We start from the raw sequence: 26,139 nt of genomic DNA, 5'->3' as shown, positions 1-26,139 counted from the left end.
TTTATTTAATTTATGATTTTAATTCGTCTAATAATGTGGAAATTTCCATTTTTTGTTTTGATACTGATATTCTTCCGGAACGCACAAACTGCATGATGCCGAAAGGTTTTAATTTATTGTATAAGTCATTTATTTCAGATCGTTTTCCCGACTTCGAAATTACAAAGAAATCTCTAGAAACAGTAACAATTTCCGAGTGGCTTTCCTTGATAATATTTTGGATTTGTCTTTCGTCAAATAACAAGCTAGATTCAATTTTGAAAATGGCACTTTCTAAGAAAATGGTTTCTTCGTCAATATGATAAAAAGCTTTGATAACTTCAATTTGTTTTTCGATTTGACCTACAATGTTTTGCACCCATTTTTCGGTAGTGTTAACTACAATAATAAAACGAGAAACATTTTCAATTTCTGATTCTGAAACATTAAGACTCAATATATTAATGTGTCTTTTTAAGAATATACCCGATATTCTGTTCAACAAACCTACATTGTTTTCTGAATAAACAGAAATGGTGAATATTTTATTTTCCATTTTAATTTTTTGTTTAAAGTTTTCTTTGTTTAATGTTTCAGGTTGAGCAACTTGAAACTTTAAACTTTAAACTTTTTTATGATAATCTTATGTCCGCAACCGAAGCTCCTGTTGGAATCATTGGGAATACGTTATTTTCTTTTTCAACCATAACTTCCAAGAAATACGAATCTTTTGAAGCCATCATTTCGGCAACGGCGGCATCTAATTCTTCTCTTTTGGTTACTTTTTTTGCTTTAATATAATAACCTTCTGCAATGGCACAAAAATTTGGATTTACCATTATTGTTGAAGCATATCGATTGTCAAAAAATAATTCTTGCCATTGACGAACCATTCCTAAAAATTCATTATTAAGAACTACAATTTTCACAGGAACTTTCGATTGAAAAATAGTTCCCAATTCTTGGATATTCATCTGAAAACCGCCATCACCAATAATTGCTACCACTTCACGCTCTGGCATTCCCATTTTGGCGCCAATAGCTGCGGGCAAAGCAAATCCCATAGTTCCTAAACCGCCCGAGGTTACGTTACTTTTTGTGGTATTAAATTTGGCATAACGACAAGCAAACATTTGGTGTTGTCCCACATCCGAAACCATAATGGCATCTCCTTTCGAATGCTTATTTATCATTTCGATAGTTTCTCCCATCGAAATTCCTTTGTTGTTCGTTGGTGCAAGTTCCTCGTTAATAACCATTTCGAGTTCTATTTTGTATTTTTCTTTGAATTCATTGTGCCAAGAATCGTGTGATTTTTTGTCAATTAATGGAATCAAAGCCGTCAAAGATTCTTTAACATCGGCTAATACGGCCACAGTTGTTTTGACATTTTTATCTATTTCGGCAGAGTCGATTTCAAAATGAATTACTTTGGCTTGTTTTGCATAAGTGGCTAAATTTCCTGTAACTCTATCGTCAAAACGCATTCCAAGTGCAATCAATACATCGCATTCATTGGTTAAAACATTGGGACCGTAATTTCCGTGCATTCCCAACATACCTACATTTAAGGGATGATTTGTTGGCAAAGCCGAAAGTCCTAAAATAGTCCAAGCGGCAGGAATTCCTGATTTTTCGATAAAAGCTTTCAATTCGGCTTCCGCTTGGCTCAAAATAATTCCTTGACCAAATATAATGTATGGTTTTTTGGCATTATTAATAATTTCGGCAGCTTCCGCAATTTTTTCAAGTTTCAAAACCGGTTTCGGATTATAACTTCTAATACCAGTACACTTTTTATAGCTAAATTCAAAGGTGTCGAATTGAGCATTTTTTGTGATGTCAATTAATACAGGACCTGGACGACCCGATCTTGCAATATAAAAAGCTTTTGCCATGATTTCAGGTATTTCATGAGCTTCGGTAATTTGGTAATTCCATTTGGTTACCGGAGTCGAAATTCCGATAATATCCGTTTCCTGAAAAGCATCCGAACCTAACAAATGCTTTCCTACTTGACCCGTAATGCAAACCATTGGAGTTGAATCGATTTGAGCATCTGCAATTCCTGTAACAAGATTTGTTGCTCCTGGACCCGATGTTGCAATAGCCACACCCACTTTACCCGTTGCTCTAGCAAAACCTTGGGCAGCATGAGCGGCTCCTTGTTCGTGTCGCACCAAAATATGTTGCAATTGATCTTGAAATTTATATAATTCGTCATATACTGGCATGATAGCGCCACCCGGATAACCATAAACTAAGTTTACTCCTTCTTCGAGTAAACATCTAATAACAGCTTCTGCACCTGATATTTTCATTTTTTTTTATTTTTTTTTCCTCCCACCTTACCCTCTACATAGGAGCGGGAGTTGTAACTGGTATTGGAGAGTTCTATTTATTATTTTTAAACTGTAATCTGCTATCTGAAATCTGAATACTACTTATCTGTAACACATCCCGTTGATGCGCTTGAAACGGATCTTGCATATTTTAGTAAAACCCCTTTTGTTGCTTTCAATGGTGGTTGTACCCAAGCTGCTTTTCTTTTAGCAAATTCTTCATCAGAAATCTTCAAATTGATGGTGTTTTTTACTGCATCAATAGTTATTAAATCTCCGTTTTCTACAAGTGCAATTCCTCCACCATCGTAGGCTTCTGGTGTAATGTGACCTACTACAAAACCGTGTGAACCTCCTGAAAATCTTCCATCGGTAATCAATGCTACCTTATCTCCTAAACCAGCTCCCATAATGGCCGATGTTGGTTTCAACATTTCTGGCATCCCTGGACCTCCCTTAGGACCGCAATATCTAATGACAACTACATCTCCTGGTTTGATTAAACCTGCTTCTAATCCCGGAATCACTGTAAATTCGCTTTCGAAAACGACGGCAGTTCCTTCAAAATATTCGCCTTCATTACCGCTAATTTTAGCTACACAACCTTCTGAAGCTAGGTTTCCGTATAGAATTTGAATGTTTCCTGTTGGTTTCAATGCTTTTTGAATTTCATGAATTACCTCTTGACCGTCATTTAAATCTGGAACAGTAGCCAAATTTTCGGCTAAAGTTTTCCCAGTTACAGTCAAACAATCTCCGTGTAGAAGCCCTTCTTTTAATAAATATTTCATTACTGCAGGAACTCCTCCAACAGCATGTAAATCTTCCATCATGTATTTTCCGCTTGGTTTCAAATCAGCAAGCACGGGTATTTTATCACTAATATCTTGAAAATCTTTTAATGTGATTTCAATATCAACCGAATGAGCCATAGCGATTAGATGCATTACGGCATTTGTTGAACCTCCTAAAACTGCCACAATTGTAATGGCATTTTCGAAAGCTTTGCGCGACATTATATCTCTCGGCTTGATGTCTTTTTCTAATAATATTCTAATGGCTTTTCCAGCTTCTTCACATTCTTTCTTTTTATCGTCGCTTAATGCTGGATTTGAAGAACTAAAAGGCAAACTCATCCCTAAGGCCTCAATAGCCGAAGCCATTGTATTTGCTGTGTACATGCCGCCACAAGCTCCAGCTCCTGGACAAGCATTTTGAATCACTCCTTTAAAATCTTCGGGAGTGATGGTATTGTTGAATTTTTTTCCTAAGGCTTCGAAAGCTGAAACGATATTTAATGATTCTCCTTTCCATTTTCCTGAGTGAATTGTTCCACCATAAACCATAATTGCTGGACGATTCACTCTACCCATTGCCATAACAGCGCCTGGCATATTTTTATCACAACCTGGAATGGCTATCAAACCATCATACCATTGCGCTCCCATAACGGTTTCAATAGAATCGGCAATTACATCACGAGAAACCAATGAAAAACGCATTCCTTCAGTACCGTTAGAAATTCCATCACTAACACCAATAGTATTAAATATTAAACCTACTAAATCGGCATTCCAAACTCCTTTTTTGACATCTTTTGCAAGATCATTTAGGTGCATATTACAAGTATTTCCTTCATACCCCATACTGACAATACCGACTTGCGCTTTTTTCAAATCTTCTTCGGTTAAACCTATTCCATATAACATAGCTTGTGCGGCTGGTTGGGTAACGTCTTGAGTGATGGTTTTACTATACTTATTTAATTCCATTGTCTTTATTAATTTGTTTTTTTGTTTATTTTAGGTTTTAATTATACAATTGTAGATTGCCCTATGTGAACATTATCATTATTAAAATACAATAAGTCGTCTTTGCTTAATATAAAATTCGATATAAAATCCCCTACTTCATTGGTTCCAAATTTTGAAATCGAACTTAAATCAACTGTTACAATTTTATGCTCAAATGCTTTTTCAACACCTTCGTATACTTTCTTAGCTTCAGTATGCAAACCAAAATGTTCCAACAACATGGCCGCAGCCAAAATGGAAGCAATTGGATTAGCAATATTTTTACCTTTTACCTCAGGATAAGAACCATGAATTGGTTCGAAAAGTGCTTTGTTATTTCCAATCGAAACCGAAGCCAATAATCCACTTGAACTAGCAATAACACTAGCCTCATCGGATAAAATATCACCAAACATATTTTCGGTCAAAATGACATCAAACTGTCTTGGATTCAACATCAATTGTTTGGCAGCATTATCAACATATAGAAAATTTAAAGCCACATCAGGATAACTCTCCCCTATTTTTTGAACAACTCTTCTCCATAATCGCGATGTTTCCAATACATTAGCTTTATCTACTAAGGTTACTTTTTTTCTGCGTCTTTGAGCTTCTTTAAAAGCTAGATGAGTGATTCTGCTAATTTGCTCTTCTGAATATTCATAGGAATCAGATGCAATTGTACCATCATCACTAATGTGTTTATCCCCAATATATACTCCTCCTGATAATTCTCTATAGATTACAAAATCAACATCTTCGATGATTTCTCTTTTTAAAGGAGAAGAATCAAGTAAAGCATTGTATGGTTTTATAGGCCTAATATTGGCAAATAAACCTAATTCATTTCTTAATTTTAATAGTCCTTGTTCAGGTCGAACTTTTGCCTCGGGAGTATCATACTTTGGATCGCCAATAGCTCCAAATAAAACCGCATCGGTATTTAAACAAAGATTAAGCGTTTGATTAGGGAGTGCACTTCCGGTTTTATCAATTGCAATGGCACCTACATAAGCATCCTCAAAAACAAATTCATGATCATAAACCACTGCAATAGCGGTTAATGTCTTCTTTGCCTGTAAGATTACTTCGGGTCCAATTCCGTCTCCTGATAGGACAGCAATTTTTAAATCCATGCTTTTTATTAATTAAATCTTAATTCTTTAGATTAATTCACTTTCAATTTTACAAGCTTCTATAATTTGGTGAATGTCACTATCCAACACTTCTTTTTTGATATCGGCAAATTTTAAAAACTCTAAGTAAACTATATCTAATTGTACTTTGGTTAAATTATAACCTACTTTTTTAGCTCTATAAGCTAAGGCTGCTCTACCACTTCTGGCAGTTAGTATTATCGATGACTCATTGACGCCTACATCTAACGGGTCCATAATCTCATAAGTTTCTCTATTTTTAATAACGCCGTCTTGATGAATTCCTGAGCTGTGCGCAAAGGCATTAGCACCAACAATTGCTTTGTTGGGTTGAACAATCATTCCCATGCTATCAGAAACCAATCGACTCATTTCGTTCAATTGTTTGGTTTTTACATCGGTGTATAAATTCAAATAAGGGTGTTGTTTAAAAATCATAACCACTTCTTCAAGTGCTGTGTTTCCTGCTCTCTCCCCTATTCCGTTTATAGTACATTCTATTTGACGGGCACCATTCATAGCTCCAGCAATTGAATTAGCAGTGGCCATCCCTAAATCATTATGACAATGACAAGAAATGGTTACATTTTCGATTCCTTTTACATTTTCTTTCAAGTATTTTATTTTTTCACCATATTCACTTGGTAAACAATATCCTGTAGTGTCAGGAATATTTAGTACTGTAGCTCCTGATTTGATTACCTCTTCACAGACTCTTGCCAAAAACGCATTATCAGTTCTACCAGCATCTTCTGCATAAAATTCTACATCTTCAACAAAAGTCTTCGCATACGAAACTGCATATTTTGCTCTAACAATAATATCTTCTGGTGTTGTATTTAATTTATATCTAATATGAGAATCTGAAGTACCTATTCCAGTGTGTATTCTAGGCCTTACCGCATTTTTAAGTGCATCAGCCGCAACATCAATATCATTTTTTACAGCTCTGGTTAAACCACAAACAGTTGCGTTTTTTACAATTTTACTTATTTCTGAAACCGACAAAAAATCACCTGGACTTGAAACTGGAAAACCGGCTTCAATAATATCTACTCCCATTTCGTCAAGTCTAGCGGCTATAACAAGCTTTTGCTGAGTGTCTAATTTACATCCTGGGACTTGTTCACCATCTCTTAAAGTGGTATCAAAAATTTGGACTTTCTCTTTATTCATTTTAAAATATTTAATGTAATTTCACATCTTGAAACAAAATTAGTTTTTATTACTAAGTTATAAAACTTGTTATTAGATTTAATACTAAATATAAAGCAAACAATTGCTTTATAATCGTTTGATTAATAACGATTTAAACCTATATATATTACAATGGCTAACCATCAAAAAGATTCGTTATTTGTTCTCATAAAATCGCTTTCAAAATCCGAAAAAAGACAATTCAAAATTTTTGCTAGTAGACTTGAAACAAGTTCAAACACAAAGTTTATCGAACTATTTAATGTTTTAGATAAATCAGATGTTTATGATGAGAAAATAATTCTTAAAAGCGGTGTTATCAAAAAAATACAACTTTCAAACTTAAAATCTTATTTATACAAACAAATTTTAGTGAGTATTCGATTGAATATTCCTAGCCAAAATATTCGATATCAGTTACGTGAACAAATTGATTTTGCTACTATTTTATATAATAAAGGTTTGTATAAACAAAGCTTGAAAATACTAGATAAAACTAAGTTGCAAGCAATGGAAAACGATGAGAATTACATAGCTTACGAAATTGTTGAATTCGAAAAATTAATTGAATCTCAATACATTACAAGAAGTATTCAGGGTCGAGCTGATGAATTAGTAATTCAGGCCAAGGAGTTAAATTATAAAAACATCATTTCTAGTAAATTATCTAATCTTTCCCTGCAATTATATGGCATAATGCTCAAAACAGGTTACGTAAAAAGTGATGAAGAGCAAAAATATATTGATGATTATTTCAATAAACATACAGCTAAACTTAATGAAACCAAATTTGGTTTTCGTGAAAAATATTGGTATTACAATGCCTATTTGTGGCGCAGTTTTTTAGTCCAAGATTTTTTGTCATGCTATAAATATGCTCATAAATGGGTTACTCTTTTTTATGATAATAAATACATGATTTACCTAAATCCTGTTTTTTTCTTGAAAGGAAACCATTACTTATTAGAGTCTTTGTTTATGTTGAAGTACAAGTCCAATTTCAAGAAATACTTGGAATTGCTGGAAGACACCATCAACGATCCCCAGTTTCCGGTCAATGATAATATTACTTCTTTGTCTTTCTTGTATTTGTATAATAATAAATTGAATTATCATATTCTAGAAGGAACCTTTACAGAGAGTGAATACCTAATTCCAGAAATTCTAAACAAAATTAAATTACATAGTGATCACCTTGATGAGCATCATGAAATGTTATTTTATTATAAAATAGCTTCCATTTATTTTGGAGTTGAAAAATATAACGAATCGATATTCTATCTCGAAAAAATCATCAACAACAAAAACCTTTATGTTCGTGAAGATTTGGCTTGTTTCGCTAGATTATTATGTTTGATTGCCCATTACGAGTCGGGTAAAGATTTTAATTTAGAAAACCAGTTAAAAAGTACCTATACTTTTTTAATAAAAATGAATGATTTACATGAAGTACAAAAAGAGATTATTCGCTTTTTAAAAAAACTAAATTCAATTTACCCAAGCGATATCAAAAAGGAGTTCGTCAAAGTAAAGGAGCGATTTGTAGAATTAGAAAAAAACAAATACGAAAAACGAGCCTTTTTATATCTCGATATTATTTCGTGGCTCGAAAGCAAAATCGAAAACAGAAAAATTAGCGATATCATCAAAGAAAAAGGCAAGTTGAATAACAGGTAAAAATAGGTTTTATCTGCATCCCAATATATAAAATATGGATTTACACGAGCAACTAAAAAATTTATTTCCAGACCATATTGAGTCTGAACCCGAAAAAGTTCCAGAAAAAATTCATGCCCTTTTTATCCAAAAAGAGCCTATGATTTGTAAATTTGAAAAGCGAAAAGGAAAAGCCACTACCATCATCGAAGGCTATGAAGGAACCGATGAAGATTTTAAAATTCTTGCCAAAGAAATCAAAACGAAACTGAGTGTTGGAGGAACTTTCAAGGATGATGCTATCATAATCCAAGGTGATTATCGAGATCGAATTATGCAAATACTTAAAGATAAAGGGTTTAAGGTAAAACGTGTGGGTGGGTAAAATCAGTTTGCAGTATTCAGATTAAAAAAATATAAATCAATAACAAAATCCAGCTTCATCTCCCTCTCCTTCGGATTAAGGAATAAAAAAGTCAAGAGGCGCAAGAATCATCTTGCGCCTTTTTATTTTTATAGAAGTTTTTTTTTGTATGCCAAGACCAAACGCATGAGGGTTTTCGTTTACCATTTTATTTCAGTCTTTCCTTTCGATTTCAGATAGGCATTGATTTTACTAAAATGTTGGTTGCCAAACCATTTTCCTTGGTTGGCGCTCATGGGCGAGGGATGCCCAGATTCTAGAACCAGATGTAGAGTTCGGTCAATTTGAGAACCTTTATTTTTGGCAAAACTGCCCCAAAGCAAGAAAATTATATTTTCTTTTTGTTCTGAAATTTTTTTAATAACCGCATCCGTAAAAACAATCCATTTTAAGTGTTTGTGACTATTGGGATTGTCTTTTCGAACCGATAGCGATGCGTTTAAAAGTAAAATTCCCTGTTTTGCCCAATGTTCCAAATTGCCAGAAGTCGGCAGAAAAACAGTTCCTAAGTCATCATTCAATTCCCTAAAAATATTGCGCAACGAAGGCGGAATTTTTACGCCGTCATTTACCGAAAAACACAAACCGTTAGCTTCTCGGTCTCCGTGATAGGGATCTTGACCAATGATCACTACTTTTAAATCATCAAACGAACAATAGTCGAAAGCAGCAAACAGTAATTCCTTGGGCGGAAAACAACTATGATTTTGGTATTCGTCATCGACCGCCTGCATCAAATCCTTGAAATAGGGTTTTTGAATTTCGTCGGATAAAATAGTTTGCCAGGAAGGATGAATTTGGGGATGCATAAATAAATTTTACCGCAAAGTTCGTAAAGTTTTGGCAAAGTAAGCGAAGAAAATAGTTTTTGACTTTTTATTTCGTTCTGCAAAGTCTCCGACTTTGAGGTAGGGTCTTTCGGTTTTTAACCGATTTAGTTTTGTGCTATTTAATTTTTTTCAGTCAAAGACTTACAAACACATCCTCAAAGTCGCAGACTTTGCGCAACGGTGAAATAAATATATTTTACCAAACAATTCGTAAAGTTTTCGCAAAGTGAGGGAAGAAAATGGTTTTTGAATTTTTTACTTTGTAACTTTGAACTTTTGACTTTAGACTTTCGATACATAAATGATATCCATTACAGAAAAAACATTACAAGACTTACAATTTCCTACCGTTCTGGAAACTATTTCGGCGATTTGCAATACCGATATTGGCAAACAAAAAGCACTCGAAATAATTCCTTTTCAAGAGAAAGAAATCTTGATAAAGGAATTGATGCATACCACAGAATATGTTTCGTCGTATCAAAACAACAATGCCATTCCTAATCATGGATTTGATGCCATTAGTTATGAAATCAAATTTCTAGCTATAGAAGATAGTTTTCTAGAAGTAGGTAGTTTTAGGAAAATTGCAACCATTTCAGAAACAACCAACAATCTGTTGCATTATTTTAAAAAATTCGATGATTATTATCCAAATTTAAATGTCAAAGCCTCAGAGGTCGAACTCACCAAAGATATAATCCATCTTGTAGATGTTGTGGTAGACAAATATGGCGAAATAAAAAGCAATGCTTCGCCTGATTTATTGAATATTCGTCGAGAAATGAATACTGTTCGAGGTAAAGTCAATCAGAGTTTTGGAGTCTCTTTGACGCAGTATAATTCTTTGGGTTATTTAGATGATATCAAAGAAAGTTTTGTTCAAAATCGTAGGGTTTTGGCCGTTTTAGCTATGTATCGCCGCAAAGTAAAAGGCTCTATTCTTGGTAGTTCAAAAACAGGAAGTATTGCTTATATCGAACCCGAAATGACCCTAAAATATTCTCGTGAATTGAGTAATTTAGAGTACGAGGAAAAAGAAGAAATCACCCGAATCCTCAAGCAATTGTCTAATCAAATACGGCCGTTTTTATCCTTATTAATTCAATACCAAGATTTCTTGAGCGATATTGATGTGATTGCGGCTAAGGCAAAATATGCAAACAAAATTAATGGCGTTTTACCTAAAATTACCGACGAAAGAAGATTGTATTTTAGAGATGCCTTCCACCCTATTTTGTATTTAAACAACACGCAAAAAAACGAAATTACGCATCCTCAAACTATCGAATTAAGTCAAGAAAATAGAATTATAGTTATTTCTGGTCCTAATGCAGGAGGAAAAACCATATCGCTAAAAACCATTGGACTGCTGCAATTGATGTTACAATCTGGCATCTTAATTCCTGTTCACGAACGAAGTGAAACGTTTCTATTCGATAGAATTCTAACAGACATTGGAGATAATCAATCTATTGAAAATCATTTGAGTACATACAGCTACCGTCTTAAAAACATGAACTACTTCTTGAAGAAATGCAACAAGAAAACCATGTTCCTTATTGATGAATTTGGCACCGGTTCTGACCCAGAATTGGGAGGTGCACTGGCAGAAATTTTCTTAGAGGAATTTTATCATCGTGAAGCTTTCGGAATCATAACCACGCATTATTCGAACCTAAAAATTTTAGCCAACGAATTGCCTTTTGCTACTAATGCCAATATGTTATTTGATGAGAAGTCCCTTGAACCCATGTACAAATTGGCTTTGGGACAAGCGGGAAGTTCGTTTACGTTTGAAGTTGCGCAAAAAAACGGAATTCCTTACAGCTTAATCAATCGAGCAAAAAAGAAAATTGAAGTCGGAAAAGTGCGTTTCGACAAAACCATTGCTACGCTTCAAAAGGAACGTTCTAAGATGGAAAAAACATCGCAAACACTCAAAGAAGAAGAAACAAAAGCGCGAGAAGAAGGCAGAAAAATGGAAACCATCAACGTGAAAATCAAACAAAAACTCGAAAGTTATCAAGAATTGTATGATAGCAACCAGAAAACGATTTACATTGGTCAAAAAATAGAATCTATTGCAAGCAACTATTTCAATAATAAAAATAAGAAAGATCTGATTGGTGAGTTTATGAAAATCATCGAAATCGAAAATTCTAAACGCATAAAAGCAACACCAAAGGAAGCCAAGGCAATTTTCGAAAAGAAAAAGGAAGTGATCAAAGAAATTGAGGTAAAAGTCGAAGCAATCCGAATCCAAAAAAATGAAAAGAAAATCAAACCCATAATCATCAAACCAAAACCAGTTTTGAAAGTGGGCGACCGGGTGCGCATGTTTGACGGCAAAGCGGTAGGAAGCATCGACAATATTGAGAAAAACAAGGCAACCGTAAATTATGGCATGTTCACTTCCAAGGTAAGTTTAGATCTTTTGGAACTGGTTGAATCTGTTAAAAAGTAAAATATGGTCAACAACCTCCCTCCAAACAAAAAAATAATCCTCTTTGATGGCGTTTGTAATCTATGCGATTCTGCGGTTCAGTTTGTCATCAAACACGATACGAAAGACGTGTTTCGGTTTGTGGCCTTGCAATCAGAATTGGGACAACAAATCCTGAAACACATTGGCATCAACCCAATAAATATTGACAGTGTTATTCTGTACGAACCCGGAATTGCCTATTATTACAAATCTCAGGCCGTATTAGAAATTGCAAAAAGTCTTGGTGGATATTTCCATTTTGGGACTGTTTTCAGGATTATCCCAACCGGAATCAGGAATAGTCTCTATGATTATATTGCTAAAAATCGGTACAAGTGGTACGGCAAAAAAGAAAATTGTTGGGTTCCATCAAAACAATTGGAAGATAAATTTTTATAACAAAAAAACCCGACAGGTTTTTAAAACCTGTCGGGTTTGGAATTTAAAAAGAAGATTTTTAACTTCGAATCAATTTCCTGTATTTCAATCGTTTCGGAGTCAAATCGCCACCCAAACGTTTCTTTTTGTTTTCTTCATAATCAGAGAATCCACCTTCGAAATAATACACTTCGGAGTTCCCTTCGAAAGCTAAAATGTGTGTGCAAATTCTATCCAAAAACCATCTGTCGTGAGAAATTACCACGGCACAACCTGCAAAACTCTCCAAACCTTCTTCCAAAGCTCGAAGCGTGTTGATATCCAAATCATTCGTTGGCTCATCTAGCAAAAGCACGTTTCCTTCTTCTTTCAGTGTCATGGCAAGGTGTAAACGATTCCGTTCACCACCCGAAAGCATCGATACTTTCTTATTTTGTTCACCACCACCAAAATTAAAACGTGATAAATAAGCTCTTGAATTCACTTGCTTTCCGCCCATCATGATTAATTCCTGACCATCGGCAAAATTTTCCCATATTGATTTATCTGGATTAATATTAGAATGTGCCTGGTCTACATAGGCAATTTTTACAGTATCGCCAACAGTAAATTCACCACTATCGGTTTTTTGTTCTCCCATAATCATTTTAAAAATGGTAGATTTACCCGCACCGTTAGGCCCAATAATACCAACAATTCCAGCTTGTGGCAAAGTAAAATTCAAATTATCATACAATAATTTTTCCCCAAATGCTTTGGCTACATTCTTGGCTTCGATAACATTAGTTCCTAATCTTGGTCCATTCGGAATATAAATTTCCAGATTTTCATCCAATTGTTTTTGGTCTTCATTCAAGAGTTTGTCATAATTCTGCAAACGTGCTTTTTGTTTGGTCTGACGCCCTTTGGCACCTTGACGAACCCAATCCAACTCACGTTCCAGTGTTTTTCTGCGTTTCGATGCTACTTTTTCTTCCAATGCCATTCTACTTGATTTTTGATCTAACCAAGACGAATAATTTCCTTTCCAAGGAATACCTTCGCCTCTATCCAATTCTAAAATCCAACCAGCTACATTATCTAAGAAATAACGGTCGTGCGTTACAGCAATTACAGTTCCAGCATATTGAGCCAAGTGTTGTTCTAACCAAAGTACGCTCTCGGCATCCAAGTGATTGGTTGGCTCATCTAATAACAAAACATCGGGTTGTTGCAATAACAAACGACATAAAGCTACACGACGTCGCTCTCCTCCAGATAGATTTTTGATCGGTGTATCGCCTTCTGGTGTGCGCAAGGCATCCATAGCAATTTCTAACTTAGTATCGATTTCCCAGGCACCTAGAGCATCTATTTTGTCCTGTAAAGCAGCTTGACGATCCATTAATTTGTCCATCTTATCTGCATCTTCATAATTCTCAGGAAGACCAAATAAGTCGTTAATGTTGTTATATTCTTCAAGAACAGCCATAGTTTCAGCTACACCTTCACGAACAATTTCAATAACCGTCTTTGAGTCATCGAGAATAGGTTCTTGTTCTAGAAAACCAACAGTATAACCGGGTTGAAAAACGACATCACCTTGATAATTCTTATCAACTCCCGCAATAATTTTTAAAAGAGATGATTTTCCAGATCCATTTAGACCTAAAATTCCAATTTTAGCTCCATAAAAGAAACTTAAGTAAATATTTTTAAGTACAGGTTTATCTGCTCCTTGATAGGTTTTACTCAATTTTTGCATTGAGAAAATTACTTTTTTATCGTCTGACATAACTATTTTTTATTTATGATTTAGAAATAACTCTTAAACTCTTCCCTTCAATGAACTAAACACCCATGCATTTGCTAAGAAACCAACTCCAACAGAAGCAAATCCCCAACCTGCAACATCATCATATTTAAAAGCCCCTAAAGCTATGAGCAACAATCCCATTACAACCATTATTAAAGTAGCCCATCCGAAGATTGTGTTTTTGTTCATTCCCATAATTATCGTGTTAATTTTAAAATACAAATGTGAAAAAAAATTAAATTGTAGCGAAAATAAATATACTAAAAAAAATCCTTTAAATTACTTAGAAAGCCACATTCCATTTTGGTAATTTTCCATTTTCATCTAAGAAGTTTTGTAAAATTTGACCTTCAATAAAAGTTGGGATAATTTTGTTTTTATCATTAAAGGTTTCATACCAAGCGACTTCTAAAGTATCTATTTTCTCTAACTTCATTTGGGCTGGCCAAGAGTATTTACGCCCAGTTTTTGCAAATTGATGTCCGTTTACAATTTTATCATACAATCCTCCATTTTTAGTTTTTAGCGTTCCGTCATTTTGAATTGTACCCGTAGAACCTACCATAATCAATTCCTTATTATCTACTGTAACATCATAAACCAAAAAAACACCTGATCCCGCTTCTGAAGCGTTACAAACCTCATCTAAACTATTATTTATAGTGAAATTAAACTGGTTCTTGATTTTAATTTTTTTTAATTCTTTATACATTTATGTTTATATTTTTAAAAAAATACCCCACAAATAAATGTGAGGTATTTAATATTATTTATAAATTTTAGTTTATCCTAAAACTTCTTTTACTTTTTTACCAATTTCTGCTGGAGAATCTACAACGTGGATACCACATTCTCTCATGATACGTTTCTTAGCTTCAGCTGTATCATCAGCACCTCCAACAATTGCACCAGCATGACCCATTGTACGTCCTTTTGGAGCTGTTTCACCAGCAATAAAACCAACAACTGGTTTACGATTTCCATTCGCTTTAATCCATTGTGCCGCATCAGCTTCTAATTGACCTCCGATTTCACCAATCATTACAATACATTCAGTTTCTGGATCATTCATCAATAACTCAACAGCTTGTTTTGTTGTTGTACCAATAATAGGATCTCCACCGATTCCAATTGCAGTAGTAATCCCTAAACCTTGTTTTACAACTTGGTCAGCAGCTTCATACGTAAGTGTTCCTGATTTAGAAACAATTCCAACAGTACCTTTTTTGAAAACAAAACCTGGCATGATGCCTACTTTTGCTTCACCTGGAGTTATCACACCTGGACAGTTAGGTCCAATTAATGTACAATTTCTATTTTTGATATAGTTATTAGCTTTAATCATATCAGCCACAGGAATTCCTTCTGTAATGGCAATTATTACTTTTATTCCCGCATCAGCAGCTTCCATAATTGCATCAGCTGCAAATGCTGGTGGTACAAAAATAATTGTGGTGTCAGCACCTGCTTGTTCTACAGCCTCTTTTACAGTATTAAAAACAGGGCGATCTAAATGAGTACTTCCGCCTTTGCCTGGAGTAACTCCTCCAACAACATTAGTTCCATATTCAATCATTTGAGAAGCATGAAAAGTACCTTCACTTCCAGTAAATCCTTGTACAATTATTTTGGAATCTTTATTAACTAAAACGCTCATATTCTATATATTTTTTTTAATTTATTTATTGTTGCGCAAAAATACACTTTTGAAAATTATTTTTTGAGTTTTTATTTCAATTTACTTAATATTTCAGGTATCTTTTTAATATTGGCTAATTGCTTTAATTTTTCCCTAGATTCTTCAACTGGTGTTCCAAAATAACTTTTTCCACCTTCTACTGATTTTGTAACTCCTGTTTGACCAAGAATTACTGATTTTGTTCCTATAGTAATTCCACTGGTAGTACCCACTTGACCCCAAATTGTGACTTCATCTTCAATAATTACGCAGCCCGCAATTCCAGTTTGTGAAGCTATTAAACATTTTTTTCCAATAATCGTATCATGTCCAACATGCACTTGATTATCAAGCTTAGTGCCTTCTCCAATTGTAGTTTCTCCAGTAACTCCTTTGTCAATAGTACAAAGAGCTCCGATTCCAACATTGTCTTGGATTACAACTCTTCCGCCCGAGAGAAGTTGATCATATCCCTCTGGACGTTTTTTGTAATAAAAAGCATCAGCTCCAATAATTGTTCCTGCATGAATAATTACATTGTTACCAATGACAGTGTTGTCATAAATCGAAACATTAGAATGAATAAGACAATTGTTACCAATAACAACATTATTTCCAATAAAACAATTGGGTTGAATACGTGTTCCCTCCCCTATTTTAGCAGAATCAGAAATCGCAATATTCGAAAATTCAAATGGCTTAAAATGCCTTGTTAGCATATTAAAATCCCTAAATGGATCTTCAGAAATTAAAAGAGCTTTACCATCAGGACAATCTACTTTTTTATTAATCAAAACAATTGTAGCAGCTGAATTTAATGCCTTATCATAATATTTAGGATGATCTACAAAAACAATATCACCCTTTTCTACAACATGAATTTCGTTCATTCCAAACACTGGAAAATTGTTATCACCTACAAACTCACATTGAAGTAAATTTGCTATTTGTTGTAAGGTCTGTGGTTTAGGAAATTTCATTTTTGAAAGAGAATAAAAGTTTAATGTTTAAAAGTTTAGATTAATAGTCTAAACTTTTAAACATATAAACCAAAGAACTATGCTTTAACACGTTCCATGTAAGAACCTGATGCTGTATCAATTTTAATTTTGTCACCTTCATTAATAAATAAAGGGACATTTACTGTTGCTCCAGTTTCAACAGTTGCAGATTTTGTTGCATTGGTAGCTGTATTTCCTTTTATACCTGGTTCAGCATAAGTTACTTCTAGGATTACAGAAGCAGGCATGTCTACAGAAAGAGGTAAATCTGTTTCGGTATTAATACTCACCATTACATTTTCTCCTTCTTTTAATAAATCTGGAGAATCAAGTATGTTTTTGTTTAAAGATATTTGTTCAAAAGATTCTACATTCATAAAATGAAACAAATCACCTTCTGGATATAAATATTGAAATTTATGGTTCTCGACGCGAACTTCTTCAATTTTATGACCAGCTGAAAAAGTGTTGTCTAATACTTTACCATTTGATAAGCTTTTTAGTTTTGTTCTCACAAAAGCAGGACCTTTTCCTGGTTTAACATGAAGAAATTCGATAATTTTATATATATCGTTATTGTATTTTATGCACAATCCGTTTTTGATGTCCGATGTAGATGCCATTATATGTTTGTTGTTTAATTTTGTTTAAAATTGTTTAAGGTTTGACTCATAAATCGAGTTAGATATCTAAAATCTGAAATATGCAACCTGAATACTAGTAATTTCCTGAATACCCTTTCATAATACCTCGAGATGAATTTCTGATAAAATCTAAAATTTCATCTCGTTCAGTAGTAGCTTCCATTTCAGCTTCGATAATATCCATTGCTTGAGATGTATTGTAATTTTTTTGATATAAAATTCTATATATCTCTTGAATTTCTCTAATTTTTTCAGTCGTAAATCCACGTCTTCTTAATCCAACTGAATTAATTCCTACATAAGACAATGGCTCTTTAGCTGCCTTTGTAAATGGCGGAACATCTTTTCTAACTAAAGATCCGCCAGAAACCATAGCATGATCACCTACATTAATAAATTGATGAATGGCAGCTAAACCTCCAATAATTGCAAAATTACCTACCGTAACATGACCCGCTAAAGCTACACCATTTACGATAATGGCATTATCTCCTATATGACAATCGTGAGCAATATGTGCTGTTGCCATAACAAGACAATTATTACCTAAAGTAGTTTGCCCCGATGCTATTGTTCCTCTGTTAATAGTTACACATTCTCTTATGGTACAATTGTCACCAATAATTGCTAATGAGTCTTCGCCACCAAATTTTAAATCTTGTGGTATTGCTGAGATTACTGCGCCTGGAAAAATATTGCAATTTTTACCTATTCTTGCACCTTCCATTATTGTTACATTAGATCCTATCCAAGTTCCATCACCAATAACAACGTTATTATGAATAGTTGTAAAAGGTTCAATAACTACATTCTTTGCTATTTTTGCTCCTGGATGGACATATGCTAAGGGTTGATTCATATTTATTTAGGTTTTTGGTTGTGGGTCCTATGTGTGAGCTAAACTTTTTAAACTCATAATTTTATATCATTTTCAACTTTAATTATTATTTTTTTGCAATTTGCGCCATTAATTCTGCTTCTGCAACTAATTTTCCATTAGCATAGGCATTGGCTTGCATATGACATATTCCTCTTCTTATTGGAGTTATCAAGTCACATTTAAAAGTCAAAGTATCACCCGGCAAAACCTTATGTTTGAACTTAACATTATCAATTTTCATAAAATAAGTTAAATAATTTTCTGGATCAGGAACAGTACTCAAGACTAATATTCCTCCTGTTTGTGCCATGGCTTCAACAATAATTACACCCGGCATTACTGGAGCTCCAGGAAAATGACCTATAAAAAAACCTTCGTTCATAGTGACGTTTTTCATTCCAACAATTTGACTTTCAGACATTTCTAAAATTCTATCTATAAATAAAAATGGAGGCCTATGTGGTAAAACAGACATGATTTTATGGATGTCCATTAATGGTTCTAAATTCAAGTCATAAATTGGCACATGATTTCTTTGTTCAATTTTTATAATTTTGGCCATTTTTTTGGCAAACTGAGTATTTACAAAATGCCCCGGTTTATTAGCAATCACTTTACCTTGTATTCTAGTGCCAATTAAAGATAAATCACCAATCACATCTAAAAGCTTATGTCTAGCAGCTTCGTTTGGATAATGTAAAGTAAGGTTGTCTAAAATTCCATTTGGCTTTACCGATATTTCATCTTTTCCAAAAGCAACTTTTAGGCTATTCATGGTTTTTTCAGAAATTTCTTTATCAACATAAACAATAGCATTATTCAAATCTCCCCCTTTAATTAATCCTTCATCCAATAGTGATTCAAGTTCATGAAGAAAACTAAAGGTTCTTGAATCGGCTATTTCGCTTTTAAAATCAGCTATGTTTTTCAAATTAGCATTTTGGGTACCTAATACTTTTGTTCCAAAATCTACCATCGTAGTAATTTGGTACTCATCGCTTGGCATTATCAAAATTTCACTTCCAGACTCTTCATCGGTAAACGAAATAATTTCTTTTACAACATAAATTATTCTTTTAGCTTCTTGCTCTTGAACACCAGCCTTTTCTATAGCTTCTACAAAAAATATTGAAGAACCATCCATGATTGGAAGTTCTGAAGCATCCAATTCAATGATGACATTGTCTAAATCACAACCTACTAATGCAGCCAATACATGTTCTGGGGTTTGGATTTTAACTCCTAATTTTTCCAAATTTGTACCTCTTTGGGTATTTACAACATAATTTGCATCAGCCTCAATAATTGGTTGTCCTTCAAGATCTACTCGTACAAAAGTAAAACCATTATTAATTGGTGCAGGCTTAAAAGTAATTTTCACTTCTTTTCCTGTATGTAAACCAACTCCTGTTAGTGAAATTTCTGTCTTGATGGTCTTCTGTTTAACCATTTTTTTTTGTTTTTTAGTTTAAATAATTCTTTTTTTAATTCTTCTAATTCTTCAACAATTTTTGGCAAATTTTTAAAATGCACATATGATTTACTAAAATGATTGTATCCAAATGAAGGACTACCTTGTAAAACTTCATTGTCTTTAACATTTCTACCTACTCCTGATTGAGCTTGAATCCTTACATTATCTCCAATTATCAAATGACCAGATATTCCAACCTGACCACCAATCATTCCGTTTTTACCAATTTTGGTAGAACCTGCTATTCCAGTTTGTGCTGCAATTACTGTATTTTCACCAATCTCAACATTATGTCCAATTTGAATATGATTATCCAACTTCACTCCTTTTCTAATAATTGTGGAACCCATTGTTGCCCTATCAATAGTAGAATTGGCTCCAATTTCTACAGATTCTTCTATGATTACATTAGCAATTTGAGGAATTTTAGAAAATGTTTTATCTGAATTTGGTGCAAAACCAAAACCATCAGCACCAATAACTGCACCAGAGTGAATAATACAATTTGAACCTATTTTAGTTTCTGAATATATTTTTGTACCACCAAAAATAATTACATTATCACCAATAGTAACATTTTTACCAATATAGCAATTAGGAAATATTTTTACATTATTTCCTATAACTACATTATCTTCAATATAACTAAAACTACCAACAAACAGGTTAGATCCATAAATAACAGTAGTTGAAATATATGATAGTTGTTCGATTCCTAATTTATGTCTATTTTTTGGTTGATCATAAAACTCGAGCAATTTTGAAAATGATAAATAAGCATCCTCAACTTTAATTAGTGTGGTTTCTAATTTATTTTCTGGAACGAATGTATTATTAACAATTGTAATTGTTGCTTGAGTGGTATAAATAAAATTCTGATATTTAGGATTAGATAAAAAAGTTAGTGAGCCTTTTGAGCCTTCTTCTATTTTAGATAATTTATAAACTTCAGCATTTGGATTCCCAACAACTTTTCCATCTAAAACACCTGCTATTTGTTCTGCTGTAAATTTCATCGCAACAAAAATATAAAAAATAGATTTTATATGTAGGGTTTTAAATGAGTTGTTTTGGAAAACATATATAATATTTAGTAATCAATTTTGATATTGACTTCAAATTCAATTGATCAGAAGCCTCAATAACATCTTCAATAGTGCGATCTTTTTTCAAAATTCTAATAGATTCAGCTTCTTTGCTGTAAGCTTGATTTTTAATTTTCCCTTTAAAAATAAAATAATTTGATTCTTGAATAGTAATATTGTTTTTTAATGCAAAACGTTCTTTTAAAAGTTTGTAATCATCAGTAGAAATCTTTTCATTAGATATTTTAATTTTCAACAAATCTCTATTAATGATCATTTTACTCAATGAAGACAAAATAAAATCTTCATGATTTTGCCATGATTTTAATGCGCTAATAATATCAAAATCATCTAATTGAGAAAATAGGTGTAAATTATCGCCATGAAAACTTTCGGTTGAAATTATGTTTTGCATAAAAAACAACAAGGGTTCACTACAGGGTAATATTTCTCCTTTTTGTGTTAATTCTTTGGCACGTTTTAAAACTTTCATTAAAATTAACTCGGCTACTAAGCTTGTTTTGTGCAAATATACTTGCCAATACATTAGTCGTCTTGACATTAAAAATTTTTCGACTGAATAAATTCCCTTTTCTTCAATGACTAAGACATCATCAACGACATTCATCATTTGAATTAATCTTTCGGAGTTCACATTTCCTTCGGCTACACCTGAATAAAAACTATCTCGTTTTAAATAATCCATACGATCCATATCAAGTTGACTAGAAATAAGCTGCAACATGAATTGTCTATGATACTCTCCTTTAAATACTTGAATTGCCAATGTCAACTGACCTTCAAATTCAATATTGAGTTGATTCATAAATAATAGCGATATGGTTTCATGGTGAATATCTTCAACAATAGTTTTCTCCATAGCATGTGAAAAAGGACCATGACCTATATCGTGTAACAAAATAGCAATATACAAGGCATTTTCTTCTTCATTAGAGATAGAAACACCCTTAAATCTAAGTACATCGACTGCTTTTTGCATGATGTGCAAACATCCCAAGGCGTGATGAAAACGGGTATGGTTTGCTCCAGGATATACTAAATAAGATAATCCCATTTGAGAAATACGGCGCAATCGCTGAAAATATGGATGCTGAATTAAATCGTAAATTAGAGCATTTGGTATAGAAATAAACCCATAAATTGGGTCATTAAATATTTTTAGCTTGTTAACTTCGCTCACTTTTTTGTAAAATTTTAGGTGAACAAATATAGGGAATTTAGAACTAAATAAAATTTATTGATTTTAATTACACATGCTTTTTTGTAAATATTGTAACTCAAATAAAAATTAAATTACAATACTATTAACAACTTCTCGTTTATAAATAAAGTAATTTGGCAACTTAAATTTAAACTCTTATAAAAATATATGGATACAATAAAAATACTATGGGTCGATGATGAAATTGACTATCTAAAACCTCATATATTATTTCTAGAAATGAAAAATTATAGTGTTACAACCTGTAATAATGGCCGAGATGCGATTGACATTTTTGATAAAAACAATTTTGATATTGTTTTTCTAGACGAAAACATGCCAGGTATGAGTGGTTTAGAAACACTTTCGGAAATGAAAGAGAAAAAATCATCAATACCTATGATTATGATTACCAAAAGTGAGGAAGAATATATCATGGAGGAAGCCATAGGTTCTAAAATTGCCGATTATTTAATAAAACCCGTAAATCCGCATCAAATATTATTGAGTTTAAAGAAAAATTTAGATCATTCTAGGCTTGTATCTCAAAAAACCACTTTAGATTATCAAAAGGAATTTAGAAAAATTTCGATGGAAATGGCTATGGTAAATAGTTATGAAGATTGGATTGAATTTTATAAAAAACTTATTTTTTGGGAATTAGAATTAGAAAATATCGACGATCAAAGTATGATTGAAATTCTAGAATCACAGAAAGCCGAAGCCAATTCACAATTTGGAAAATTCATAGAGCGAAATTATGAAGATTGGTTTGCTCCAAAGGCTGATAAACCTATTTTGTCACAAAATTTATTCAAGGAATTAGTAGTTCCTGAAATAGTCAAAAAAGATAAACCAATTTTATTTGTTGTAATTGATAATTTACGTTACGATCAGTGGAAAGTTTTTGAAAGCGTAGTTGGAAATCATTACAAGATTGAAAAAGAAGTGCCGTATTATGCTATTTTGCCAACAGCAACTCAATATGCTAGAAATGCTATTTTTTCAGGTTTAACACCTTTAGAAATGGAAAAACAATTTCCTCAATATTGGAAAAATGACCCAGAAGAAGGTGGTAAAAATTTATATGAAGCGGAATTTTTGACTGCTCATCTAAAAAGATTAGGTTTAAATATCAAACAAGATTATTTTAAAATTACAAATCTTAATGCAGGAAAAAAATTAGTTGATAATTTTAAATCATTAAAAAACAATGATTTGGTTACTGTAGTCTATAACTTTGTAGATATGTTATCACATGCTAAAACCGAGATGGATGTGGTCAAAGAACTCGCTTCAGATGACAAAGCCTATCGTTCATTAACTTTGAGTTGGTTTAAAAATTCACCGTTATTAGAGATTATCCAACAAGCTCAAAAAATGGGATTCAAATTAATTTTAACCACAGATCATGGTACCATAAATGTAAAAAATCCTTCGAAAGTAGTTGGTGATAAAAACACAAGCCTTAATTTAAGATATAAAACCGGACGAAGTCTTACTTACGATAACAAAGATGTTTATGCTGCAAAAGACCCTAAAAAAATAGGATTACCAGCTATTAATATGAGTAGTTCTTATATTTTTGCAAAAAATGATTTGTTTTTAGCCTATATAAATAACTATAACCATTATGTAAGCTATTACAAAAACACATACCAACACGGTGGAATATCCTTAGAGGAAATGATTATTCCTTTTTTGATCTTTAATCCTAAGTAATTAATTTTACGATTTAAAAAAAACCTTATGAAAATTACTTTTTCATTAGATGAAATCAATGAAGTTGCAAAGAAAATATTAAGTGAAAACCCAAATAAAACCATTCTTTTTAATGGAGAAATGGGGAACGGGAAAACAACTTTGATAAAAGCTATAGCCAAAGAATTAGGAGTTCTAGAATCAACTAGTAGCCCAACTTTTTCTTTAGTTAATGAATATCAAAATCCTGATAATCAATTAATTTATCATTTCGATTTTTATAGAATAAAAAAAGAAACAGAAGCTATTGATATGGGAATTGATGACTATTTATATTCCGGAAATTGGTGCTTCATTGAATGGGCTGAAAATATACCCAATCTAATACCTGAAAAACATTCGATTATTACTATAACATTACTTTCTAACGGCAAACGTTATTTAGAATTAAGTTGATTTTTTAATAAAAACAATCTAATTCTAATCTTTTTCAGTAATTTAGACATTTAAATTATACATAAACAATGGCTATTACTCCATTTACTAAGCAACAATTATTACCTCAAGAAGAAAAACTTGAAGTTACAAGGAATAAAAGCGAACTATTTATTGGTATCCCAAAAGAAAATAGTTTTCAAGAACGCAGAATTTGCCTAACTCCTGATGCTGTAAATTCATTAACATTTCAAGGTCACCGTGTTATGATTGAATCAGGTGCTGGGGAAAGCTCAAGTTATACTGATAAAGAATATTCAAATGCTGGTGCCGAGATTACAAAAGACACTAAAAAAGTATTTGGATGTCCAATGATACTTAAGGTTGAACCTCCAAGCCTTAAAGAAATAGAAATGATTAATAAGAATGCCATTATCATTTCGGCAATTCAGTTAAAAACCCGAAATAAAGAATATTTTTCAGCATTATCAAAAAAAAATTGTACTGCATTAGCTTTCGAATATATTAAAGATGAAGATGGATCATATCCCGCTGTTAAGTCTTTAAGCGAAATTGCAGGTACCGCTTCAATATTAATTGCCGCCGAATTAATGACAACCAATGAATTTGGCAAAGGATTACTTTTAGGCAATATTACAGGAGTACCACCAACAGACGTCGTTATTCTTGGAGCTGGAACTGTGGGTGAATTTGCTGCCAAAACCGCTATTGGTTTAGGTGCCAATGTAAAAGTTTTTGATAATTCAATTACAAAGTTAAGACGATTACAAAATAATTTAAACCAACGGATTTTCACTTCAACCATACACCCAAAATCTTTATTAAAAGCTCTTAGACGATGCGACGTTGCTATAGGAGCCATGCGAGGTAAAGAGCGTTGTCCTGTTATTGTATCTGAAACTATGGTGGAACATATGAAAAAAGGAGCTGTTATTGTTGATGTAAGTATTGATATGGGAGGTTGTTTCGAAACATCTGAAGTTACCACTCATGAAAAACCAACATTTATCAAAAACAATGTTTTACATTATTGCGTGCCTAATATCCCTTCTCGATATTCAAAAACAGCATCACTTTCTATTAGTAATATAATAACTCCTTATTTACTGCAAATTGCTGAAGATGGAGGCATTGAAAGTGCCATTAGATGCAATAAAGGTTTGAAAAATGGAGTTTATTTGTATCATGGAATACTTTCGAACAAAACCATTGGAGATTGGTTTGAATTACCCTATAATGATATAAATTTAATAGTATTTTAAGTTTACTTTATTCTACCTTTGCAAAAAATTAATTATGAAATTTGCACATCGTTTTGCTTATTATTTAATAGGATTAATAATGGGATTGTTCTTCGTAGCAGCCGTTTTTAGCGGAAAAGATACCCGTTGTAACTATTTTCCAAATGCAAGAGTTTTGAATGATTTAAGAAACAAACCCTTTTATTATTCTGAAAATGCTTCTCGAATTTTATCTGAAAAATGGATTGACACTTCTGACATCAAAAACACCTTAAAATATGGAGATGTAGATTTTGACAAAAGTAATATTGAATTCAAAAAAGGAAAATTATATGTAATTGAAGGTAAAACTGTAAAAAATCAAGAAATTACACTTGAAGTGATTAATTATTCTGAGAAAGCTGTGCTTAATGATGTTATAAAGAAATAAGTGTATTTTAAAAAGAATAGCTTTTAAGCACTAAATAAAAAAAACTCCATTATCGATAATGGAGTTTTTTTGTGGGCGATGAGGGGTTCGAACCCCCGACCCCCTCGGTGTAAACGAGGTGCTCTGAACCAGCTGAGCTAATCGCCCTAAATATTAAGGAGTGCAAATATACATTGTAGTTATTGTATATGCAAACAAATTACTGAAAAATGCAATTAATTTAAACCTATAATATTTCAATTAAATTATATCCGCAATAGAATTCAAAAGAGTTTATTAAACAATTGA

The 26,139-nt window shown here is 32.8% G+C and carries 24 protein-coding genes and 1 tRNA gene; 8 read left to right on the top strand and 17 right to left on the bottom strand.

Annotated features, from left to right (window positions below; all coding sequences use genetic code 11):
• Nucleotides 1–10: 10 nt before the first annotated feature.
• The 5 genes from ilvN to ACKVOD_RS04545 form a co-directional block, all read right to left on the bottom strand.
• A complete protein-coding gene (ilvN, locus tag ACKVOD_RS04565; RefSeq protein WP_409208295.1) occupies nt 11–535 on the bottom strand; it encodes an acetolactate synthase small subunit in 525 nt (174 codons plus the stop codon).
• Nucleotides 536–611: 76 nt separating this feature from the next.
• Nucleotides 612–2,300 carry a biosynthetic-type acetolactate synthase large subunit gene (gene ilvB, locus ACKVOD_RS04560; RefSeq protein WP_409208294.1) on the bottom strand — a complete coding sequence of 563 codons (1,689 nt, stop codon included), beginning with the start codon at nt 2,298–2,300 and terminating at the stop codon, nt 612–614.
• A gap of 119 nt (nt 2,301–2,419) precedes the next feature.
• Nucleotides 2,420–4,093: a dihydroxy-acid dehydratase gene (ilvD, locus tag ACKVOD_RS04555; protein ID WP_409208293.1), complete on the bottom strand. Its 1,674-nt coding sequence runs from the start codon at nt 4,091–4,093 to the stop codon at nt 2,420–2,422.
• Between the two features lie 41 nt (nt 4,094–4,134).
• On the bottom strand, nt 4,135–5,250 hold the full coding sequence (gene leuB / locus ACKVOD_RS04550; RefSeq protein ID WP_409208292.1) for a 3-isopropylmalate dehydrogenase: 1,116 nt from the start codon (nt 5,248–5,250) through the stop codon (nt 4,135–4,137).
• Between the two features lie 27 nt (nt 5,251–5,277).
• Nucleotides 5,278–6,447, bottom strand: a complete 1,170-nt coding sequence (locus ACKVOD_RS04545) for a 2-isopropylmalate synthase (protein WP_409208291.1) — start codon at nt 6,445–6,447, stop codon at nt 5,278–5,280.
• A gap of 153 nt (nt 6,448–6,600) precedes the next feature.
• Here ACKVOD_RS04545 and ACKVOD_RS04540 point away from each other — a divergent pair, with 153 nt between their 5' ends.
• Both ACKVOD_RS04540 and ACKVOD_RS04535 read left to right on the top strand, forming a co-directional pair.
• Complete coding sequence (locus ACKVOD_RS04540) at nt 6,601–8,145, top strand: hypothetical protein (protein ID WP_409208290.1); 1,545 nt, start codon at nt 6,601–6,603, stop codon at nt 8,143–8,145.
• A 34-nt stretch (nt 8,146–8,179) separates the two neighbouring features.
• A complete protein-coding gene (locus tag ACKVOD_RS04535) occupies nt 8,180–8,509 on the top strand; it encodes a translation initiation factor (protein ID WP_409208289.1) in 330 nt (109 codons plus the stop codon).
• Nucleotides 8,510–8,688: 179 nt separating this feature from the next.
• Here the strand turns inward: ACKVOD_RS04535 and ACKVOD_RS04530 are convergent, their stop codons facing one another.
• Nucleotides 8,689–9,357: a uracil-DNA glycosylase gene (locus ACKVOD_RS04530; RefSeq protein WP_409208288.1), complete on the bottom strand. Its 669-nt coding sequence runs from the start codon at nt 9,355–9,357 to the stop codon at nt 8,689–8,691.
• A 322-nt stretch (nt 9,358–9,679) separates the two neighbouring features.
• On the opposite strand from ACKVOD_RS04530, the gene ACKVOD_RS04525 reads away from it, so the two are divergent.
• Both ACKVOD_RS04525 and ACKVOD_RS04520 read left to right on the top strand, forming a co-directional pair.
• Nucleotides 9,680–11,845 carry an endonuclease MutS2 gene (locus ACKVOD_RS04525; RefSeq protein ID WP_409208287.1) on the top strand — a complete coding sequence of 722 codons (2,166 nt, stop codon included), beginning with the start codon at nt 9,680–9,682 and terminating at the stop codon, nt 11,843–11,845.
• A gap of 3 nt (nt 11,846–11,848) precedes the next feature.
• The gene (locus ACKVOD_RS04520) at nt 11,849–12,265 is read left to right on the top strand and encodes a thiol-disulfide oxidoreductase DCC family protein (protein ID WP_409208286.1); all 417 of its coding nucleotides are present in this window, start codon (nt 11,849–11,851) and stop codon (nt 12,263–12,265) included.
• A 58-nt stretch (nt 12,266–12,323) separates the two neighbouring features.
• On the opposite strand, the gene ettA is transcribed toward ACKVOD_RS04520, so the two are convergent.
• The 10 genes from ettA to ACKVOD_RS04470 form a co-directional block, all read right to left on the bottom strand.
• Nucleotides 12,324–14,018: an energy-dependent translational throttle protein EttA gene (gene ettA / locus ACKVOD_RS04515; RefSeq protein WP_409208285.1), complete on the bottom strand. Its 1,695-nt coding sequence runs from the start codon at nt 14,016–14,018 to the stop codon at nt 12,324–12,326.
• 33 nt (nt 14,019–14,051) lie between these two features.
• The gene (locus ACKVOD_RS04510; RefSeq protein ID WP_409208284.1) at nt 14,052–14,234 is read right to left on the bottom strand and encodes a CAL67264 family membrane protein; all 183 of its coding nucleotides are present in this window, start codon (nt 14,232–14,234) and stop codon (nt 14,052–14,054) included.
• A gap of 88 nt (nt 14,235–14,322) precedes the next feature.
• Nucleotides 14,323–14,751 (bottom strand): hypothetical protein, encoded by a 429-nt coding sequence (locus ACKVOD_RS04505; protein ID WP_409208283.1) that lies wholly within the window; start codon nt 14,749–14,751, stop codon nt 14,323–14,325.
• Between the two features lie 72 nt (nt 14,752–14,823).
• Nucleotides 14,824–15,696, bottom strand: a complete 873-nt coding sequence (gene sucD, locus ACKVOD_RS04500; protein ID WP_409208282.1) for a succinate--CoA ligase subunit alpha — start codon at nt 15,694–15,696, stop codon at nt 14,824–14,826.
• Between the two features lie 71 nt (nt 15,697–15,767).
• On the bottom strand, nt 15,768–16,697 hold the full coding sequence (locus tag ACKVOD_RS04495; RefSeq protein ID WP_409208281.1) for a UDP-3-O-(3-hydroxymyristoyl)glucosamine N-acyltransferase: 930 nt from the start codon (nt 16,695–16,697) through the stop codon (nt 15,768–15,770).
• Nucleotides 16,698–16,774: 77 nt separating this feature from the next.
• Complete coding sequence (gene efp, locus ACKVOD_RS04490) at nt 16,775–17,341, bottom strand: elongation factor P (RefSeq protein ID WP_409208280.1); 567 nt, start codon at nt 17,339–17,341, stop codon at nt 16,775–16,777.
• 94 nt (nt 17,342–17,435) lie between these two features.
• Entirely contained in the window at nt 17,436–18,221 is a 786-nt protein-coding gene (gene lpxA / locus ACKVOD_RS04485; protein WP_409208279.1) for an acyl-ACP--UDP-N-acetylglucosamine O-acyltransferase, read from the bottom strand.
• Between the two features lie 85 nt (nt 18,222–18,306).
• A complete protein-coding gene (locus tag ACKVOD_RS04480) occupies nt 18,307–19,692 on the bottom strand; it encodes a bifunctional UDP-3-O-[3-hydroxymyristoyl] N-acetylglucosamine deacetylase/3-hydroxyacyl-ACP dehydratase (RefSeq protein ID WP_409208278.1) in 1,386 nt (461 codons plus the stop codon).
• On the bottom strand, nt 19,653–20,732 hold the full coding sequence (gene lpxD, locus ACKVOD_RS04475) for a UDP-3-O-(3-hydroxymyristoyl)glucosamine N-acyltransferase (protein ID WP_409208277.1): 1,080 nt from the start codon (nt 20,730–20,732) through the stop codon (nt 19,653–19,655). Before lpxD ends, ACKVOD_RS04480 begins: the two co-directional genes overlap by 40 nt.
• A 40-nt stretch (nt 20,733–20,772) precedes the next feature.
• A complete protein-coding gene (locus tag ACKVOD_RS04470; RefSeq protein ID WP_409208276.1) occupies nt 20,773–22,002 on the bottom strand; it encodes an HD domain-containing protein in 1,230 nt (409 codons plus the stop codon).
• Between the two features lie 189 nt (nt 22,003–22,191).
• Between ACKVOD_RS04470 and ACKVOD_RS04465 the strand changes: the two genes are divergently transcribed.
• The 4 genes from ACKVOD_RS04465 (at nt 22,192) to ACKVOD_RS04450 (ending at nt 25,851) form a co-directional block, all read left to right on the top strand.
• Nucleotides 22,192–23,745, top strand: coding sequence for a PglZ domain-containing protein (locus ACKVOD_RS04465; RefSeq protein ID WP_409208275.1), 1,554 nt, complete (start codon nt 22,192–22,194; stop codon nt 23,743–23,745).
• 27 nt (nt 23,746–23,772) lie between these two features.
• Nucleotides 23,773–24,180, top strand: coding sequence for a tRNA (adenosine(37)-N6)-threonylcarbamoyltransferase complex ATPase subunit type 1 TsaE (tsaE, locus tag ACKVOD_RS04460; protein ID WP_409208274.1), 408 nt, complete (start codon nt 23,773–23,775; stop codon nt 24,178–24,180).
• A 68-nt stretch (nt 24,181–24,248) separates the two neighbouring features.
• Entirely contained in the window at nt 24,249–25,442 is a 1,194-nt protein-coding gene (locus tag ACKVOD_RS04455) for an alanine dehydrogenase (protein ID WP_409208273.1), read from the top strand.
• A gap of 34 nt (nt 25,443–25,476) precedes the next feature.
• A complete protein-coding gene (locus ACKVOD_RS04450; RefSeq protein WP_409208272.1) occupies nt 25,477–25,851 on the top strand; it encodes a DUF4258 domain-containing protein in 375 nt (124 codons plus the stop codon).
• A gap of 72 nt (nt 25,852–25,923) precedes the next feature.
• Here ACKVOD_RS04450 and ACKVOD_RS04445 read toward each other — a convergent pair.
• Nucleotides 25,924–25,998, bottom strand: a tRNA-Val gene (locus ACKVOD_RS04445).
• Nucleotides 25,999–26,139 lie beyond the last annotated feature (141 nt).

This window comes from Flavobacterium sp. (assembly GCF_046155325.1).
Classification (GTDB): Bacteria; Bacteroidota; Bacteroidia; order Flavobacteriales; family Flavobacteriaceae; genus Flavobacterium.
Note: the sequence above shows the minus strand (reverse complement) of the source record. Positions and strands in the feature narration are given on the sequence as shown.